14 protein-coding genes are annotated in these 16,006 nt (G+C 70.3%); 10 read left to right on the top strand and 4 right to left on the bottom strand.

What is annotated here, in order from left to right; all coding sequences use genetic code 11:
* The first annotated feature begins 82 nt into the window (after positions 1-82).
* From VFV21_RS04035 to VFV21_RS04025, 3 genes are read left to right on the top strand one after another with little or no spacing between them, the layout of a single operon-like run.
* Positions 83-1,192: an S-(hydroxymethyl)glutathione dehydrogenase/class III alcohol dehydrogenase gene (locus VFV21_RS04035; RefSeq protein WP_329668200.1), complete on the top strand. Its 1,110-nt coding sequence runs from the start codon at positions 83-85 to the stop codon at positions 1,190-1,192.
* Positions 1,192-2,034 carry an S-formylglutathione hydrolase gene (gene fghA, locus VFV21_RS04030; protein ID WP_329668199.1) on the top strand — a complete coding sequence of 281 codons (843 nt, stop codon included), beginning with the start codon at positions 1,192-1,194 and terminating at the stop codon, positions 2,032-2,034. The genes VFV21_RS04035 and fghA overlap by 1 nt, the downstream gene beginning before the upstream one ends.
* 13 nt (positions 2,035-2,047) lie before the next feature.
* Positions 2,048-2,398: a DUF1304 domain-containing protein gene (locus VFV21_RS04025; protein ID WP_345786026.1), complete on the top strand. Its 351-nt coding sequence runs from the start codon at positions 2,048-2,050 to the stop codon at positions 2,396-2,398.
* Between the two features lie 105 nt (positions 2,399-2,503).
* On the opposite strand, the gene VFV21_RS04020 is transcribed toward VFV21_RS04025, so the two are convergent.
* From VFV21_RS04020 to VFV21_RS04010, 3 genes are all read right to left on the bottom strand, one after another.
* Positions 2,504-2,974, bottom strand: coding sequence for a hotdog fold domain-containing protein (locus VFV21_RS04020; RefSeq protein ID WP_329668198.1), 471 nt, complete (start codon positions 2,972-2,974; stop codon positions 2,504-2,506).
* Between the two features lie 261 nt (positions 2,975-3,235).
* Positions 3,236-5,707 (bottom strand): acyl-CoA dehydrogenase, encoded by a 2,472-nt coding sequence (locus tag VFV21_RS04015; protein WP_329668197.1) that lies wholly within the window; start codon positions 5,705-5,707, stop codon positions 3,236-3,238.
* A complete protein-coding gene (locus tag VFV21_RS04010; RefSeq protein WP_414638477.1) occupies positions 5,704-6,600 on the bottom strand; it encodes an alpha/beta fold hydrolase in 897 nt (298 codons plus the stop codon). The genes VFV21_RS04015 and VFV21_RS04010 overlap by 4 nt, the downstream gene beginning before the upstream one ends.
* A 123-nt stretch (positions 6,601-6,723) precedes the next feature.
* On the opposite strand from VFV21_RS04010, the gene VFV21_RS04005 reads away from it, so the two are divergent.
* The 7 genes from VFV21_RS04005 (at position 6,724) to VFV21_RS03975 (ending at position 14,427) form a co-directional block, all read left to right on the top strand.
* A complete protein-coding gene (locus VFV21_RS04005) occupies positions 6,724-7,308 on the top strand; it encodes a TetR/AcrR family transcriptional regulator (RefSeq protein WP_329668195.1) in 585 nt (194 codons plus the stop codon).
* A gap of 130 nt (positions 7,309-7,438) precedes the next feature.
* Positions 7,439-9,187 carry a phosphoenolpyruvate carboxykinase (GTP) gene (locus VFV21_RS04000; RefSeq protein ID WP_329668194.1) on the top strand — a complete coding sequence of 583 codons (1,749 nt, stop codon included), beginning with the start codon at positions 7,439-7,441 and terminating at the stop codon, positions 9,185-9,187.
* A 114-nt stretch (positions 9,188-9,301) separates the two neighbouring features.
* Positions 9,302-11,365: a S8 family serine peptidase gene (locus tag VFV21_RS03995; protein WP_329668193.1), complete on the top strand. Its 2,064-nt coding sequence runs from the start codon at positions 9,302-9,304 to the stop codon at positions 11,363-11,365.
* 111 nt (positions 11,366-11,476) lie between these two features.
* Entirely contained in the window at positions 11,477-12,394 is a 918-nt protein-coding gene (locus VFV21_RS03990) for a histone deacetylase (RefSeq protein WP_329668192.1), read from the top strand.
* Positions 12,395-12,426: 32 nt separating this feature from the next.
* On the top strand, positions 12,427-13,026 hold the full coding sequence (locus VFV21_RS03985; RefSeq protein WP_329668191.1) for an RNA polymerase sigma factor: 600 nt from the start codon (positions 12,427-12,429) through the stop codon (positions 13,024-13,026).
* The gene (locus VFV21_RS03980) at positions 13,013-13,483 is read left to right on the top strand and encodes a hypothetical protein (RefSeq protein ID WP_329668190.1); all 471 of its coding nucleotides are present in this window, start codon (positions 13,013-13,015) and stop codon (positions 13,481-13,483) included. The genes VFV21_RS03985 and VFV21_RS03980 overlap by 14 nt, the downstream gene beginning before the upstream one ends.
* A complete protein-coding gene (locus tag VFV21_RS03975; protein ID WP_329668189.1) occupies positions 13,480-14,427 on the top strand; it encodes a DUF4097 family beta strand repeat-containing protein in 948 nt (315 codons plus the stop codon). Before VFV21_RS03980 ends, VFV21_RS03975 begins: the two co-directional genes overlap by 4 nt.
* A gap of 70 nt (positions 14,428-14,497) precedes the next feature.
* On the opposite strand, the gene VFV21_RS03970 is transcribed toward VFV21_RS03975, so the two are convergent.
* Positions 14,498-16,000 carry a tetratricopeptide repeat-containing sulfotransferase family protein gene (locus tag VFV21_RS03970; RefSeq protein WP_329668188.1) on the bottom strand — a complete coding sequence of 501 codons (1,503 nt, stop codon included), beginning with the start codon at positions 15,998-16,000 and terminating at the stop codon, positions 14,498-14,500.
* Positions 16,001-16,006 lie beyond the last annotated feature (6 nt).

Below are 16,006 nucleotides of genomic sequence, written 5' to 3'. Positions count from 1 at the left end.
CGCGCCGGCCTTCGCGCCCCGGCGACACTCGCCGCGGCGCGCTGCGGTACGCTGGGCGCTATCGTTCCCGGGGAGATTCCGCATGAAGGTCAAGGCTGCCGTCGCGCACAAGGCGGGCGCACCGCTCACCATCGAAACCGTCGACCTCGAGGGCCCGCGCTTCGGCGAGGTGCTGGTCGAGCTCAAGGCCACCGGCGTCTGCCACACCGACGAGTTCACGCTGTCCGGCGCGGATCCCGAGGGCCTGTTCCCGGCGATCCTTGGCCATGAGGGCGCCGGCATCGTGGTGGACGTGGGCCCGGGCGTGACCACGCTCAAGAAGGGCGACCACGTCATCCCGCTTTACACGCCCGAGTGCCGCACCTGCGAGTACTGCCTCAACCCGAAGACCAACCTGTGCCAGGCGATCCGCTCGACCCAGGGCCAGGGCCTGATGCCCGACGGCAGCAGCCGCTTCAGCCTCGACGGGAAGCCGGTGCTGCATTACATGGGCACCTCCACGTTCGCGCAGTACACCGTGGTGCCCGAGATCGCGCTGGCCAAGATCCGCGAGGACGCGCCCTTCGACAAGGTCTGCTACATCGGCTGCGGCGTCACCACCGGCATTGGTGCGGTGATCTTCACCGCGAAGGTCGAGGTGGGCTCGAAGGTCGTGGTGTTCGGCCTCGGCGGCATCGGCCTCAACGTGATCCAGGGCGCGCGCCTGGCCGGCGCCGACATGATCGTGGGCGTCGACCTCAACCCGAACCGCGAGGCGATGGCCCGCAAGTTCGGCATGACCCACTTCGTCAACCCGAAGGACGTGGGCGCCGACCTGGTGCCTTACCTGGTCTCGCTGACCAAGGGCGGCGCCGACTACACCTTCGAGTGCATCGGCAACACCCAGGTGATGCGCCAGGCGCTGGAGTGCGCGCACAAGGGCTGGGGCACCAGCGTGATCATCGGCGTGGCCCCGGCCGGCGCCGAGATCAGCACGCGGCCGTTCCAGCTGGTCACCGGCCGCAACTGGCGCGGCAGCGCCTTCGGCGGCGCCCGCGGCCGCACCGACGTGCCCAAGATCGTCGACTGGTACATGGACGGCAAGATCGACATCGACTCGCTGATCACGCACACGATGCCGCTGGAGAAGATCAACGACGCCTTCGACCTGATGCACCGCGGCGAGTCGATCCGCAGCGTGGTCGTGTACTGATGTCGGTCGAGGTCGCCAGCGAGCACGGCTGCTTCGGCGGCGTGCAGGGCTTCTACCGCATGGCTTCGCCGGCCTGCGGCGGGTCGATGCGCTTCGCCGTGTTCCAGCCGCCGCAGGCGCGCGAAGGGCGGGTGCCCGTGCTGTACTTCCTGGCCGGCCTGACTTGCAGCGAAGAGACTGCGACCATGAAGGCCGGCGCCCAGCGCGTCGCCGCCGAGCTGGGCCTGATGCTGGTGATGCCCGACACCAGCCCGCGCGACACCGGCATCGACGGCGCCACCGGCGACTGGGAGTTCGGCGAGGCGGCGGGGTTCTACCTCGATGCCACGCAGGCGCCGTGGTCCTCGCGCTTCCGGATGGAAACGCACGTGGTGCACGAGCTTTCGGCCGCGGTGGCCGAGCATTTCCCGGCCGATCCGGGCCGGGCGGGCATCTTCGGCCATTCGATGGGTGGCCATGGCGCGCTGGTGCTGGCGCTGCGGCATCCGGACAAGTACCGCAGCCTGTCGGCGTTCGCGCCGATCGTGGCGCCGAGCCGGGTGCCCTGGGGCGAGAAGGCTTTCTCCCGCTACCTCGGCGAGCACCACCGCGCCTGGGCCGAGCACGACGCCTGCGAGCTGGTGAAGCGGCGGCCGTTCGGCGGTCCGATCCTCATCGACCAGGGCCTGGACGACAAGTTCCTGGCGCTGCAGCTGCAGCCCGAGCGTTTCGAGGCCGCCTGCGCCGAGGCGGGGCAGGCACTGACGCTGCGCCGCCACGCTGGTTACGACCACGGCTACTACTTCATCGCCAGCTTCATCGAGGACCACCTGCGGCACCACGCCGCGGCGCTTGCCGACTGACCGGAGAGAAGCCATGTCCCTGACCGCAATCGTGCTGACGGCCTTCGTCGCCCTGCTGCACGTGGGTTTCCTGGTGCTCGAGATGTTTTTCTGGACGAAACCGCTGGGCCGCAAGGTGTTCCGGCTCGATCCGCAGGTGGCCCGCGACTCCGCCAAGCTGGCGATGAACCAGGGCCTCTACAACGGCTTCCTCGCCGCCGGCCTGGCCTGGGGCCTGTGGCTGGACGACAAGGGCATCTGCCTGTTCTTCCTGGGCTGCGTGGTGGTGGCGGGCTTGTTCGGCGCGGCCACCGTGAAGCGCTCGATCCTCTACGTGCAGGCCGTGCCGGCTATATTGGCGGCCATCGCGGTGCACTACTTCTGAGTTTCTGGGAACAAGGAAATAGTGAAGAGGAGATAGGAGATAGTGAAAAGCGGAGTCTCGCAGGCTCCCGCCTCCCACTATCTCCTATCTCCTATTCACTATTTCCTACTTCTTGGCGCTCAGCCACATGCGGATTTCCGCATGAAAGACCTTCTCGCCGGCCGGATCCAGCACATCCACGTTCACCGGCAGGTCGTAACCCTCGGCGGCGCTGACAATCGGGATCATCGGCGTGGCGATGGCGCGCATCGTGCCGTTGGCCTTCTTCAGGTACGACACCGTCATGCCCTTCGGGATCCAGCGCATGTCCTTGGGCAGCGAGGCGTCGGTCATCACGCCGGCGCAGAGTTCGGCCAGGTTGCACAGCGCGATCGCGTGCACGGTGCCGATGTGGTTCTGCACCGCGCGGCGGTGCGGGATCGTGGCTTCGCAGCGGCCCGCCTCCAGCACCCGGATCGTCGGCTTGATGCTGCCGAAGTAGGGCGCCTTGAAACAGACCGCGCGGCTGAACAGCCAGTGCCCGGCGGGGTAGCGGGTGAACTTGCGGTAGAGCCGGAGGAGCGGGCTGTCGGGCATGGGGGGTAGGAGATAGGAGATAGGAGGTAGGAGGTAGGAGGTAGGAGGTAGGAGGTAGGAGGTAGGAGGTAGGAGGTAGGAGGTAGGAGGTAGGAGGTAGGAGGTAGGAGGTGGGAGGTAGGAGGTAGTGACTGGGAACTAGGAACTAGGAACTAGTGAAAAGCGCGCCCGCGAGCCCGGGAATGCTCTTACTAGTTCCTATTTCCTCTTTACTATTTCCTATTTCCTATTTCCTATTTCCTATTTCCTATTTCCTCGCTCTCACGCTGCGCGATGCTGCTGCGTCCGCTCACCGCGATGCAGCGACGCCGACACCAAATCCGCCGGGTCGAAGTCGTCGACCGTGATGGTTTCCCAGGTCAGGGCGCGCAGCTCCTCGAGCTGGGTCTTTTCCTCGGCGGTGATCCAGCCCTCGGCGACGCCCTCGGCCAGCTGCGACGGGAAGTCGAGCGCCTCGATGTCGCTGTTCTTGAGCGCCTTGAGGAACTTGCGCTCCACCGGCTCGGCCAGGATCACCTTGGGCAGGAAACTGTTGATGCGGCCGGCCGGGTTGTTCTCGCAGGGCGTCAGGAAAATGCCCGAGGCCATGCGGTCGCGCGCGTCCGACGGCGACATCAGCAGCGCGGCGGCGCGGCGGCCCAGGCGGTCCGACGGCAGCTGGGCGCGGCGGCCCCACGGGAACACCAGCATCCACATCAGCCAGCCCACCGGGCGGATCGGGAAGTTGCGCAGCGCGCCGGACAGCGCGAGCTCGATCTTGTGCGCCGAATCGTGGAAAGCGTAGGCCAGCAGCGGCTGCTCGGCCGCCGGGCGACCCTCGTCCTCGTAGCGCTTGAGCATCGCGCTGGCGATGTAGAGCTGGCTGAGCACGTCGGCGAAGCGGCCGGAGATCTTTTCCTTGAACTTGAGCTTGCCGCCCAGCGTCAGCATCGACACGTCGGCCACCAGCGCCAGGTTGGCCGAGTAGCGGTTGAGCTTGCGGTAGTAGCGGCGGGTGTAGGCGTCGCCCGGCACCTTGCCGATGCGCGCGCCCACCAGGCCCAGCACCCAGCTGCGCACGGCGTTGGAAATGGCGAAGCCGATGTGGCCGAACAGGTTGCGGTCGAACTCGCGCAGGCCGGCGGCGGCGTCCGGGTTCTGGGCCGCCTGCATTTCCTTGAGCACCCACGGATGGCAGCGGATCGCGCCCTGGCCGAAGATCATCAGGGTGCGGGTCATGATGTTGGCGCCCTCGACCGTGATCGAGATCGGCGCTGCCTGCCAGCCGCGGCCCATGTAGTTCATCGGGCCGAGGATGACGCCCTTGCCGCCGTGGATGTCCATGGCGTCGGCCGCGACCATGCGCGCCATTTCGGTGGCGTGGTACTTGGCGATGGCCGACGGAACGGCCGGCTTCTCGCCGCGGTCGACGGCAGCGGCGGTGGCCTGCGACAGCGCCGCGCAGGCATAGGCGTTGCCGGCGATGCGGGCCAGCGCCTCTTCCACGCCCTCGAAGCGGCCGATGGAGAGGCCGAACTGCTTGCGGATGCGCGCGTACGCGCCGGTGACCACGGCCGCCAGCTTGGACGCGCCGCTGGAGGTCGAGGGCAGCGTGATCGCGCGGCCCACCGACAGGCACTCGACCAGCATGCGCCAGCCCTGGCCGATGTACTGCTCGCCGCCGATCAGCTGGCTCAGCGGCAGGAACACTTCCTTGCCGTTGAGCGGACCGTTCTGGAAGGCGCAGTTGAGCGGGAAGTGGCGGCGGCCGATGTTCAGGCCCGGGGTATCGCGCGGGATCAGCGCCAGGGTGATGCCGCGGTCGCTTTCGCCACCGAGGAGCTTGTTGGGGTCATGCAGGCGGAAGGCCAGGCCGATCACGGTCGCCACCGGCGCCAGCGTGATGTAGCGCTTGTCGAAGGTGAGCTTGACGCCGAGCACGCGGGCGCCGTTCCACTCGCCTTCGCAAACGATGCCGAAATCGGGCAGCGAGGTGGCGTCGGAGCCGGCGGTCGGGCCGGTCAGCGCGAAGCAGGGCACCTCGCGGCCGTCGGCCAGGCGCGGCAGGTAGTGCTTCTTCTGCTCGTCGGTGCCGTAGTGCAGCAGCAGCTCGGCCGGGCCCAGCGAGTTGGGCACGCCGACGGTGGAGCTGAGCGTGGCCGAGATCGAGGCCAGCTTCTGGATCACCTTGTGGTGGGCGAGCGCCGAGAAGCCCAGGCCGCCGTATTCCTTCGGGATGATCATGCCGAAGAACTTGTTCTTCTTCAGGAACTCCCAGAGCTCGGGCGGCAGGTCGTTGCGGACGTGGGTGATCTCCCAGTCGTTCGTCATCTTGCACGCTTGCTCGACCGGGCCGTCCAGGAAGGCCTGCTCCTCGGCGGTGAGTTCCGGCTTGGGCTGGGCCAGCAGCTCGTTCCACTTCGGCATGCCCGAGAACAGCTCGCCCTCGAAGCCGACGGTGCCGGCGTCGAGCGCGGTCTTCTCGGTGTCGGAGAGCTTGGGCAGCATCTTCTTGTAGATGCCCAGCAGGGTCCGGGTGATCACCGCCTGGCGCAGCGGGGTGATCAGCAGCGGCAGCGTGACCACGGCCAGCAGCGCGGCCGCGACGTAGGTGGCCGTGAGGTTGGCGCCGGCGAGGCCGACGGCCACCAGCAGGGTGGCGGCCACCGCGGTGAACACCGCGAGGCTGAGCCGGTGGTAGGCCACCAGCAGGATCGCCAGGGCCAGCGCGAGGAAGGGGGCGAGGATGCTCATCGTGGATCTCCGTGGGCGGCCGTGGGGGCCGGCAGGTCGTGCAGGAATGAAAGCAGGGTATCGGTAAAGGCGCTGTTGTCGTCACCGGCCACCATATGGGTGGCTTGTGGCAGTCGGACGTGGCGCGCGTGCGGCGCCAGTTCGAGGAAGTGTTCGACCGTATGGTCGGTGACCAGGTCGCTGCGGCCGCCGCTGACCAGCAGCACCGGCACGTCCAGGGCGCGGCAGGCGTCCTCGATGGTGCCCTGCAGGCCGTCGGTGTCGGGGATGAACTCGCTGAGCAGGCGCGGGTCCCAGTGCCAGCCGAGGCGGCCATCGGCGCGCCGGACCAGGAGGTGCGCGAGCTGCGCGGGAGATTTTTTCTCGCGGCGGTGGGGCAGGTAGGCCGCGATCTGCTCGGCCGCGTGCTCGTAGGACTCGAAGCCGTCGGGGTGCGCGGTCATGAAGCCAAGGATGCGCTCGACGCCAGCGGCTTCCCAGCGCGGCGTGATGTCCACCAGCACCAGCGCCGAGAACGCCCGGTCGCGGGCCTGCGCCATCAGCCCGGTCAGGCCGCCCATCGAGGCGCCCACCAGGATCGGTGCGGGGCCCAGCGCGCGGGCCGCGACGGCCACGTCGTCCACGAACTGCTCGCCGGCGTAGCGCGAGGCCACCGGATTGCGCGCCGACTGCCCGTGGCCGCGCACGTCCCAGGCCAGGCTCGCGCGCCCGGCCTCGGCCAGCCGCTGCTGGGTGCTGCGCCAGGCTTGCCGGGTCTGGCCGAAGCCGTGCGCCAGCAGCAGCCCCGGGCCGGCGCCCGGCAGGTGCTCGGCGGCCAGCGCCAGCCCGTCGCGCGCTTGCAGCGTCAGCGCGACGGGGGCGGGCACGGCAGCAGCTTGGGCGGTTGAGTCCATACGGGCGAGTATGGGTTGGCCGCAATGGGCCTGTCAATACCAAAGCGTATGGTGCATCATGGGCCCGTCCGGAGAGCCCGTGAAGGCTTACCCGGCTCCCCTGCAGCCAGTAGACTCCGCCGTATGGTCGCCTCCGCCCCCAAAACCGAACGCCCCTCGCGCCTGAGCGCCGAGGACTGGGCCCTCGCCGCCCTCGACGTGATCGCCGAGCAAGGCCTCGCCGCCGTGGCGGTCGAGCCGCTGGCGCGACGGCTGGGCGTCACCAAGGGCAGCTTCTACTGGCATTTCCCGTCGCGCGAAGCGCTGCTGGTGGCGGCGCTGGAGCGCTGGGAAGTGATGGAGCAGGAAACCGTGTTCGGCCAGCTCGAGGCCATCTCCGACCCGCGCGCGCGCCTGCAGTCGCTGTTCCAGCTGGTGGCGCACGAGCTCAAGCCGCACATCATCTATAGCGAGCTGCTCAAGGCGCTCGACCACCCGGTGGTCCAGCCGGTGCTGCACCGGGTGTCGCAGCGGCGCATGGATTACCTCACCGCCAGCTTCCGCCAGGCCGGCCTGCCGCGCCTGGATGCCCAGAACCGCGCCCGCCTGACCTACGCCGCCTACGTCGGTTTCCTCCAGCTCTCGCTGCAGCTCGGCCAGCCGCGCCTGCACCACGACGAGTTCGAGGCCTACGTGGGCCACGTGATGACCACCCTGATCCCCGAGTGAGGGCGCGCGTTCGCGCGGCGGCGACGCACCGCCGGGAGCGAGCGGTTAGAATGGCCCCCGACGTCCGGCGCTGGGTCCCCGCGCCGTCCCCGCTTTCCCCTTGACCGGCCCCGCCAGGAGCCCTTACGCCATGCCCAGCCAGCTCGCCAGCCTCAAACAGTGGGTCGACGACGTCGCCCGCCTCACCCAGCCCGACCAGGTCCACTGGTGCGACGGCTCCGACGCCGAAAACGCCAAGCTGGTCGAGCTGATGCTCGCCAACGGCGACCTGCACAAGCTCAACGAGCAGACCCACCCTAACTGCTACCTGCACCGCTCCAGCCCGCAGGACGTGGCCCGCGTCGAGCACCTCACCTTCGTGTGCACCACGAATCCGGCCGACGCCGGCCCGAACAACCACTGGATGGAGCCCGCCGAGGCCCACGCCCAGATGGACGCGCTCTACGCCGGCTGCATGCGCGGCCGCACCATGTACGTGGTGCCGTACTGCATGGGCCCGATCGACTCGCCGCTGTCGCGCTGCGGCGTCGAGATCACCGACAGCCCGTACGTGGTCGCGAACATGCGCATCATGACCCGCATGGGCGCCGCCGCGCAGGCGCGCATCGAGCGGGAGGGCAAGTTCGTCAAAGGCCTGCACTCGATCGGCGAGCTCGACCCGAACCGCCGCTTCATCATGCATTTCCCGGAAGAGCTCAGCATCCAGAGCTTCGGCTCCGGCTACGGCGGCAACGCGCTGCTGGGCAAGAAGTGCCACGCGCTGCGCATCGCCAGCTACCAGGCGCGCACCGAGGGCTGGCTGGCCGAGCACATGCTGATCGTCGGCATCGAGAACCCGAAGGGCGAGACGCACTACGTCGCCGCCGCGTTCCCGTCGGCCTGCGGCAAGACCAACCTGGCCATGCTGATCCCGCCGGAGGGCTACCGCCGCGACGGCTGGAAGGTCTGGACGGTCGGCGACGACATCTGCTGGATGCACCCGGGCGCCGACGGCCGCCTGTACGCGATCAACCCGGAGGCCGGCTACTTCGGCGTGGCGCCGGGCACCAGCGAGAAGACCAACGCCAACGCGATGGCCATGCTCAACCACGATGCCATCTTCACCAACGTCGGCGTCACCGCCGATGGCCAGCCGTGGTGGGAAGGCATGACCACGGGCACGCCGGCGCAGGACTGGCAGGGCCGCCCGTACGACAAGGCCGTCAGCCCGGCCGCGCACCCGAACGCGCGCTTCACCGTCAGCGCGAAGCAGTGCCCGAGCTACACCGACAAGGCCGAGGATCCGCAGGGCGTGCCGCTGAGCGCGATCATCTTCGGCGGCCGCCGCGCCTCGCTGGTGCCGCTGGTGCTCGAGGCCCGCGACTGGACCCACGGCGTGCTGGTTGGTGCCTCGATGGCGTCCGAGACCACTGCCGCCGCCACCGGTGCGGTCGGCGTGGTGCGCCGCGACTCGATGGCGATGAAGCCGTTCGCCGGCTACAACTTCGGCGACTACTTCGCGCACTGGCTGTCGTTCGACAAGCCGGGCGCGAAGCTGCCGAAGATCTTCCAGGTCAACTGGTTCCGCAAGGATGCCGACGGCAAGTTCATGTGGCCGGGCTTCGGCGACAACCTGCGCGTGCTCGAGTGGGTGCTCAAGCGCGCCACCGGCCAGGCCGGTGCGCTGGAAACGCCGGTGGGCAACGTGCCCAAGCCGTCCGACCTCAACACCGACGGCCTGGGCCTCGACGCCGCGGTACTCGAGCAGCTGCTCGCCGTCGACCGCGAGGGTTACAAGGCCGAGCTGGCCAGCATCGGTGAGTACCTCGACGAGTTCGGCGACCGTACCCCGCACGCCCTCAAGGCCGAACGCGCCAAGATCGCCGCCCAGCTCGCCTGAGCGGCCGTCCCGCCCTGGGGGTAGGCCCGGGGCGGGCGTGGGGGAAATTCCGGATGGGCGCGGGCAGGGACCCGGCGCAGGGTGGAGGGGTCTTCTTCCACCCTGGAGCCCGCCATGCGCACGACCCTTTCCCTGTCCATCACCCTGGCGCTGGCGCTCGGCGCCAACGCGGCGTCCGCCGAGGCCCGGCTCGGCAGCTCCCTGCAGGACGTCCTCGGGCAGGGCGGCACGCACGAGGTCATCGTGACGTTCCGTGACACCGAGGCCGCCCGCTCGATTTCGCTCTACACCCTGAAATACCAGCTGCTCAGCGAGCTTCCGATGGCGGGCGCGGTCCTCACGCGCACGCAGATCGAAGCGCTGGCGGCGCGCGATGACGTCGAGAGCATCTATCTCAACGAACCGCTGTCCTTCGGCAACCACGAGGCGGCAGAGATCACCGGCGGCCACTTCGTGCACGACCAGTACGGCGCCAAGGGCGCCGGCGTCACCGTCGCGGTGATCGACTCCGGCATCGATGCCAACCATCCCGACCTCAGCTACGGCAGCACCACCGTGCAGAACGTGAAGCTGGTCGGCGACCTCGGCCTGGCCGGCGTGGCCGCCGCGATCGAGAACCAGCCCAATACCGACACCAGCAGCGGCCACGGCACCCACGTCGCCGGTACCGTCGCCGGCACCGGCGCCGCCTCGGCGAACGATCCGCGCCGTGCCGCCTACTACGACGGCATCGCGCCGGAGGCGAGCCTGATCGGCCTCGGCGCCGGCGAAGGCCTGAACATCTTCTTCGCGCTGCAGGGCTTCGACTGGGTGCTGGCCAACCAGCAGCGCTATGGAATCGACATCGTCACCAATTCCTGGGGCTCCTCGGAAAGCGTCTACGACCCGAGCAACCCCATCAACCGCGCGAGCTACGAGGCCTACCGCCGCGGCATGGTGGTGACCTTCGCCGCCGGCAACGACGGCCCCACCGAAGACACGCTCAACCCCTATGCGATCGTTCCCTGGGTGGTGAACGTCGGATCGGGTACCAAGGACAAGGCGCTGTCCGACTTCTCCAGCCGCGGCCTCGCGGGCGATTTCTACAAGCACATCGACGTGGTGGCCCCGGGCTCGGGCATCTGCTCGACCCGCGCCATCGGCACCGCGATCGGTGCCACCGGCACCCTGCTCGACGCGACCGACCCGACCTACACGGCCTATTACCACTGCATCAGCGGCACCAGCATGGCCACGCCGTTCGTCGCGGGCACGGCCGCGCTCATGCTCGAAGTGAACCCCGAGCTCTCGCCCGACCAGATCGAGCGCCTGCTGATGGAAACGGCCAATCCGATGCCGGGCCAGGCCTACCAGGACGTCGGCGGCGGCTACATCAACGTCGCGCGCGCCGTCGAGGCGGCGGCGCTGGAGGTTGGTGAGCGGACGGCGTTCCTCGCCGGCGCGACCGCCTGGTCCAGCCAGGGCGCCTGGAACACGGCCGCGGAGAACAACGACAACATCAGCCTCGAGGGCCGCTGGCGCGCCGTGTCGGACGCCACGGCCGTGGACGGTGCCTTCACCAGCGCCAGCCTGGGCAAGCGGGAGGTCCCGCGCGCGCGTTTCGCGTTCTCGGGCAGCGCGTTCCAGCTGCGCTTCCCGCGCAACGCGTCGGGCGGCCAGGCCGACGTGTACGTCGACGGCGTCCTGCGCGGCCGCGTCAGCTACCTCTCGGCGACGGCAGAATCCGATGCGCGCTTCGCCGTCGCCGGGTTGGAGACGGGCGTGCACCAGGTGGAGCTGCGCGCAGTGCAGGGCCAGGTGTATCTCGACGGCGTGCTCGTCGACGGCGCGCTGCTGGAGCCGACGGTATCGCTGGTCCAGCAGTCGTCCCGGTTCGAGGGCAGCATCGGTCCCTCGGTCGAGAACCTCGAGGTGGACGAGTACGCGCTGGAGGTCCCGGCCGATGGCGTCTCGGTCCGCGTGCAGCTCGGCTGGTCCGGCGTCGCCGACCTCGACCTGGAGCTGCTGGATCCGGAGGGCCGCGCGATCGCAAGTGCGGCCAGCCTGGCCAACCCCGAAGTGCTCGATGTCCAGGTCACGCTGCCCGGCACCTATCGGATCCGGGTCAACGGTTACGCCAGCCTGCTGACCAACTACCGGGTCGATGCGGTGGTATCGCGGGCGGTGGCGTCCCCCTGACGCGGGGCCGCCTGCGGCGCATGGGAAGGCCCGCCCCGCGCGGGCCTTCTTCTTTGCAGGGCAGGCCAGGGGTTCACCGGGCGCAGGGTGCCGTCCGTTATCCTGCGGGCGATGAATGCGTACTACTGCCATCATTTCGTCCTGCCGCTGCCGGATGGCCACTCGTTCCCCATGGCCAAGTACGCGCGCCTGCACGAGCGCGTGGTCGGCCTGGCGCCCGGACTCGGCGTGGTCCTGCGCGAGCCGCCGCCGGCCACGGACGAGGACCTGGGCCGTGCCCACGATCCCGGGTACGTGCGTGCGATGGCGGACGGCACGGTGGATCCCGCGGTGATGAGGCGGGTCGGATTCCCGTGGTCCGAAGCGATGGTCGAACGCTCGCGGCGTTCGTCCGGCGGTACCATGATGGCGCTGCGCGACGCGCTGGCGGGCGAGGGCATTGCCGTCAACCTTGCCGGCGGCACCCATCACGCCGGTCCGGCGCGGGGTGGCGGCTACTGCGTGTTCAACGATGCCGCGGTGGCGGCCCGCTACGTGCAGGCGCAGGGGCTGGCTGCGCGCGTGCTGGTGGTGGACCTGGACGTGCACCAGGGCGACGGCACCGCGATGATCGCGGCGGGCGACGAGACCCTGTTCACCTTCTCGATGCATTCGGCCCGCAACTACCCGGCGGTGAAACCCGCCTCCGACCTCGACGTGGCCCTGCCCGACGGCACCGGCGACGACGCCTACCTCGACGCCCTGGCCGCACACCTGCCGCAGGCGATCGACCGCGCCCGGGCCGATGCCGTGGTGTACCTGGCCGGGGCCGACCCCTTCGTCGGCGACCGCCTGGGCCACCTCGCGCTGAGCAAGGCCGGCCTGGCCGAGCGCGACCGGCAGGTGCTGGCCGCCTGCCGGCGCCACGGCCTGCCGCTGGCGGTGTGCATGGCCGGCGGCTATGCCCCGGACGTGGACGACATCGTCGACATCCACGCCGCGACGGTGAAGTCGGCGGCCCAGCACCACCGGACCCTGGCCGGCCTCTAAACCCTCCGGCGGCCCGCCGCATCCGAGTGGGTATGCTGAGCCTCGCCGTGACCCTCGACGCCGCCACCGACCTGCCTGCCGCCCCGCCGCGCGAGGAGGACCACGCCCTCGTGCGTGCCGCCGGCGGCGGCGACGTGCGCGCCTTCGAGCAGCTCTACCGCAAGCACTCGCGCCGCGTGTACGCCGTGCTCTGGCGCCTGTGCGGCCACGAGGCGCGGGCCGAGGACCTGGTGCAGGAAGCCTTCGTGCGCGCCTGGCAGGCCTTGCCGGCGTTCCGCTTCGAGAGCGCGTTCTCAACCTGGCTGCACCGGCTCGCGGTGAACACCGCGCTGATGGAGCTGCGTTCGCGCCGCGGCGCCGAGGCGCTGGAAGACGACGATGCCGCGCTGGAATTCCACGCCACCGGCGACAGCGCCGGCCAGCGCACCGCGCTCGGGCTCGACCTCGAGCGCGCCGTGGCCACGCTGCCGCCGCGCGCCCGCGCGGTGCTGGTGCTGCACGACATCGAAGGCTGGAAACACGAGGAGATCGCCGCCGAACTCGGCATGGCGGTCGGTAGTTCGAAAGCACAACTGCATCGCGCCCGCGGCCTGCTGCGCGTGCGCCTGGGAGAAGCCCATGGGCGAGAATGAACTGCGCTGGCAGCTGCGCCAGCTGCCCGCTGAAATCGACCCGCCGCGCGACCTGTGGCCGGGCATCGCCGCCCGCCTGCCGGCGCCCGCGCCGCGTCGCCGCATCGCGCCCTGGCTGGGCGGCCTGGCGCTGGCCGCCTCGGTGTCGCTGGCGATCGGCCTGGCCTGGCAGCTGCGCACGCCGACCGCCGCGTCACTCGATCCGCAGGCCGAGCTGGTGCAGCGCGAGGCCGAGGCGATGACCCGCGAATACCTGGCCGCGCTCGGCCAGTTCGAAGGCGCGCCGGTGCCCGATCCGATCGCGCCCGCGCTGGCCACGCTCGACCGCAGCGCCGTGGAGATCCGCGCCGCCCTCGACGCCGATCCCGATGCCACCTTCCTGCTCGGCCAGCTGCGTCGCACCTACGCCCGCCGCCTCGAACTGACCCAGCGCGCCGCCGGCGCGACCCCCGCATGAACCTGATCACGGAGACCACCATGAGCACCCACGCCCTGCTGCGCGCCACCGCGCTCGCCGGCCTGTTCGCCGGCGCGAGCGCGCTCGCGGCCACGCCCATCAACGAAACCCGGCCGCTGTCGGCCACGGGCCACGTCAACGTCAACAACCTCAAGGGCAGCATCACGGTGCGCACCTGGGACCGGCCCGAGGTGCGCATCACCGGCAGCCTGGGCGAGGGCGTCGAGAAGCTGGAGATCGAAGGCAGCGCCGAGCGGCTGAGCATCCACGTGCGCTACCCGGAGCGCAGCGGCTGGTTCAGCTGGGGCGAAGCCAAGGGCGAGGCCACCGCGCTCGAGCTCACCATTCCCGCCACCGCGGCCCTGAAGGCGTCCGCGGTCAGCGCCGACATCGACGTCGCCGGCACCCGCGGCGCGCGCCTGGGGCTGGAATCGGTCAGCGGCGACCTCACCGTGCGCGGCGCCCGCGCCGGCGAGGCCAGCTTCGAGTCGGTCAGCGGCAACGTGGACGTCGAGATCAACAGCCGCAGCACCAGCGCCGAGACCGTGAGCGGCGACCTGCGCCTGCGCGGCGCTATCGTGGGCCGGGTCGAACTCGAATCGGTGTCCGGCGACCTCGGCCTGCGTGCCGGCGCCGTGGACCGGCTCGACGTGAGCAGCGTCTCCGGCGATGCCGACCTGCAGCTGGCGCTGGCGCCGGGTGCCCGCGTCACGGCCGAGACCCTGAGCGGCAACCTCACGCTGCGCCTGCCGGCGAACGCCTCGGGCCGCGTGCAGGCCGAGTCCTTCAGCGGCAGCATCCGCAGCCCGGTGGGCGAAGTGGTGACCGAGGAATACGGCCCCGGCAGCACGCTGGAAGGCAAGCTGGGCGACGGCTCGGCCGACCTTCGCCTCGAGAGTTTCTCCGGCGACATCCGCATCAGCACCGGCGACGCCGGCGAGTGATTCGGTGGTGTTGCGTCGCGCGCCCGCGCGACGCAATGCGGATCAGTGCGCCACGCGCAACCGCGGCGGCTCAGCCCGCCTTGACGCCCGCTTCTTCCAGCGCGGCACGCAGCGGCGCCAGGTGCGCGCCGAACGGCTTCCAGCGGCCCGAGGCCTTGCTGTTGAGCGGCTGCCGCACCTGCCAGTAGCTGGCGGTCTTCACCGTGTTGGCCTGGGTGTGGAACTGCAGGCAGGCGTCGTCCCAATCGAGGCCGAGGAAGGCCAGCAGCTTCTCCAGCGCCGGGCGCGGCTCGCGCACGAAGGCGTCGTAGTCGAAGTCCAGGATGTCGTCGCCGTACAGCGATTTCCAGTGCGCCATCAGGCGGCGGTACTGGCCGTAGTAGTGGCCGATGTCGCCGAGGTCGGCCGAGTAGCCGGCCACGCGCAGGTTCAGGTGCTGGGTGAACACCGACAGCCCGGTGTCCATCGGGTCGCGCAGGGTGTGGATGATCTTCGCGTCCGGGAACAGGCGCTTGATCAAACCCACCAGCTGGAAATTGTCCGGGCGCTTGTCGGTGAGGTAGCGGCCGTCGGCGGCCTGCGGGAACTTGCGCGCCAGCTCGGCGCGGTATTCCGCGGCGAAGGCGCGGCAGCGCGCGTCGTCGAGCCCGGCCACCGAGGCGGGGAAGGGCGCCAGCCGCTGCGCCGCGAGCCGCGGCAGGAACTCGAGCTCGCCGCCCGGCGTCACCTGCGGGTGCGCGGCCAGCACCTGCTCGATCAGCGTGGAGCCGGAGCGGAACATGCCCAGCACGAACAGCGGCGCCGGGCCGGACGGCGCCTGCGCGGTCCTGGCGGCCGCCGTCGGGAACGCCGCGATCATCGCGTCGGTGAGCGCGGCCTGCTGCGCGCGGTCGTAGCTTCGGCCGTTCTGGCGCACCAGGCTGCGGTTGCCGCGCGCGTAGGCGTCGAAGGCGAGGTCGTGCGCACCGAGCTTCTCGTAGGCGCGGCCGAGTGCGAACAGCAGGTTGGCGCGCACGGTGAGGTTGCCCACCACCTTGCCCGCGGCCTCGTTCACCCGCGCCAGCAGCGGGTCATCCACGCCGGTGGGCGTGCGCAGGTTCAGGGTGCGGGCCAGTGCCTCGTAGCGCAGCTCGTCGCTGGCGCGGTCGGCCGGCGGCGGGCTGGCGAGGATCTCGTCGTAGCAGGCCAGCGCCTGGTCGCGCTCGCCGCGCTCCTCGTGCAGGTTGCCGAGATTGAGCGCGGCCGGCAGGTAGCGCGGCGACAGCTTCAGCGCGGCGCGCAGTTCGGCCTCGGCTTCGTCGTCGCGGCGAAGGAAATCCGACAGCAGGGCGGCGCGGTTGAGGTGCACTTCCTCGGCGCGGCGGATGCCGCGCGCCAGCGCTTCGCCGTAGGCATCGAAGGCTTCCTGGTGCCGGCCCTCGGCGCGCAGCAGGTAACCGAGCTCGTACCAGCCCTCGGCGTTCTCGGGGCGCGCGGCCAGCACCTGCCGGAACAGGTCGATGGCTTCGGCGCGGCGGCCCTGGCGGTGCAGCGCGGCCGCCTGGGCCAGGAGGTCTTGGGACGGCTCGGTCATCGGGGT

Origin of the sequence: Arenimonas sp. (assembly GCF_036275555.1) — a bacterium.
Classification (GTDB): domain Bacteria; phylum Pseudomonadota; class Gammaproteobacteria; order Xanthomonadales; family Xanthomonadaceae; genus Arenimonas.
Note: the sequence above shows the minus strand (reverse complement) of the source record. Positions and strands in the feature narration are given on the sequence as shown.

What these genes read in the sequence shown, in the direction of transcription:
- VFV21_RS04035 (WP_329668200.1), top strand. Translation starts at nt 83, where the DNA reads ATGAAGGTCAAGGCTGCCGTCGCGCACAAGGCGGGCGCACCGCTCACC.
- fghA (WP_329668199.1), top strand. Translation starts at nt 1,192, where the DNA reads ATGTCGGTCGAGGTCGCCAGCGAGCACGGCTGCTTCGGCGGCGTGCAG.
- VFV21_RS04025 (WP_345786026.1), top strand. Translation starts at nt 2,048, where the DNA reads ATGTCCCTGACCGCAATCGTGCTGACGGCCTTCGTCGCCCTGCTGCAC.
- VFV21_RS04020 (WP_329668198.1), bottom strand. Translation starts at nt 2,974, where the DNA reads ATGCCCGACAGCCCGCTCCTCCGGCTCTACCGCAAGTTCACCCGCTAC.
- VFV21_RS04015 (WP_329668197.1), bottom strand. Translation starts at nt 5,707, where the DNA reads ATGAGCATCCTCGCCCCCTTCCTCGCGCTGGCCCTGGCGATCCTGCTG.
- VFV21_RS04010 (WP_414638477.1), bottom strand. Translation starts at nt 6,600, where the DNA reads ATGGACTCAACCGCCCAAGCTGCTGCCGTGCCCGCCCCCGTCGCGCTG.
- VFV21_RS04005 (WP_329668195.1), top strand. Translation starts at nt 6,724, where the DNA reads ATGGTCGCCTCCGCCCCCAAAACCGAACGCCCCTCGCGCCTGAGCGCC.
- VFV21_RS04000 (WP_329668194.1), top strand. Translation starts at nt 7,439, where the DNA reads ATGCCCAGCCAGCTCGCCAGCCTCAAACAGTGGGTCGACGACGTCGCC.
- VFV21_RS03995 (WP_329668193.1), top strand. Translation starts at nt 9,302, where the DNA reads ATGCGCACGACCCTTTCCCTGTCCATCACCCTGGCGCTGGCGCTCGGC.
- VFV21_RS03990 (WP_329668192.1), top strand. Translation starts at nt 11,477, where the DNA reads ATGAATGCGTACTACTGCCATCATTTCGTCCTGCCGCTGCCGGATGGC.
- VFV21_RS03985 (WP_329668191.1), top strand. Translation starts at nt 12,427, where the DNA reads ATGCTGAGCCTCGCCGTGACCCTCGACGCCGCCACCGACCTGCCTGCC.
- VFV21_RS03980 (WP_329668190.1), top strand. Translation starts at nt 13,013, where the DNA reads ATGGGCGAGAATGAACTGCGCTGGCAGCTGCGCCAGCTGCCCGCTGAA.
- VFV21_RS03975 (WP_329668189.1), top strand. Translation starts at nt 13,480, where the DNA reads ATGAACCTGATCACGGAGACCACCATGAGCACCCACGCCCTGCTGCGC.
- VFV21_RS03970 (WP_329668188.1), bottom strand. Translation starts at nt 16,000, where the DNA reads ATGACCGAGCCGTCCCAAGACCTCCTGGCCCAGGCGGCCGCGCTGCAC.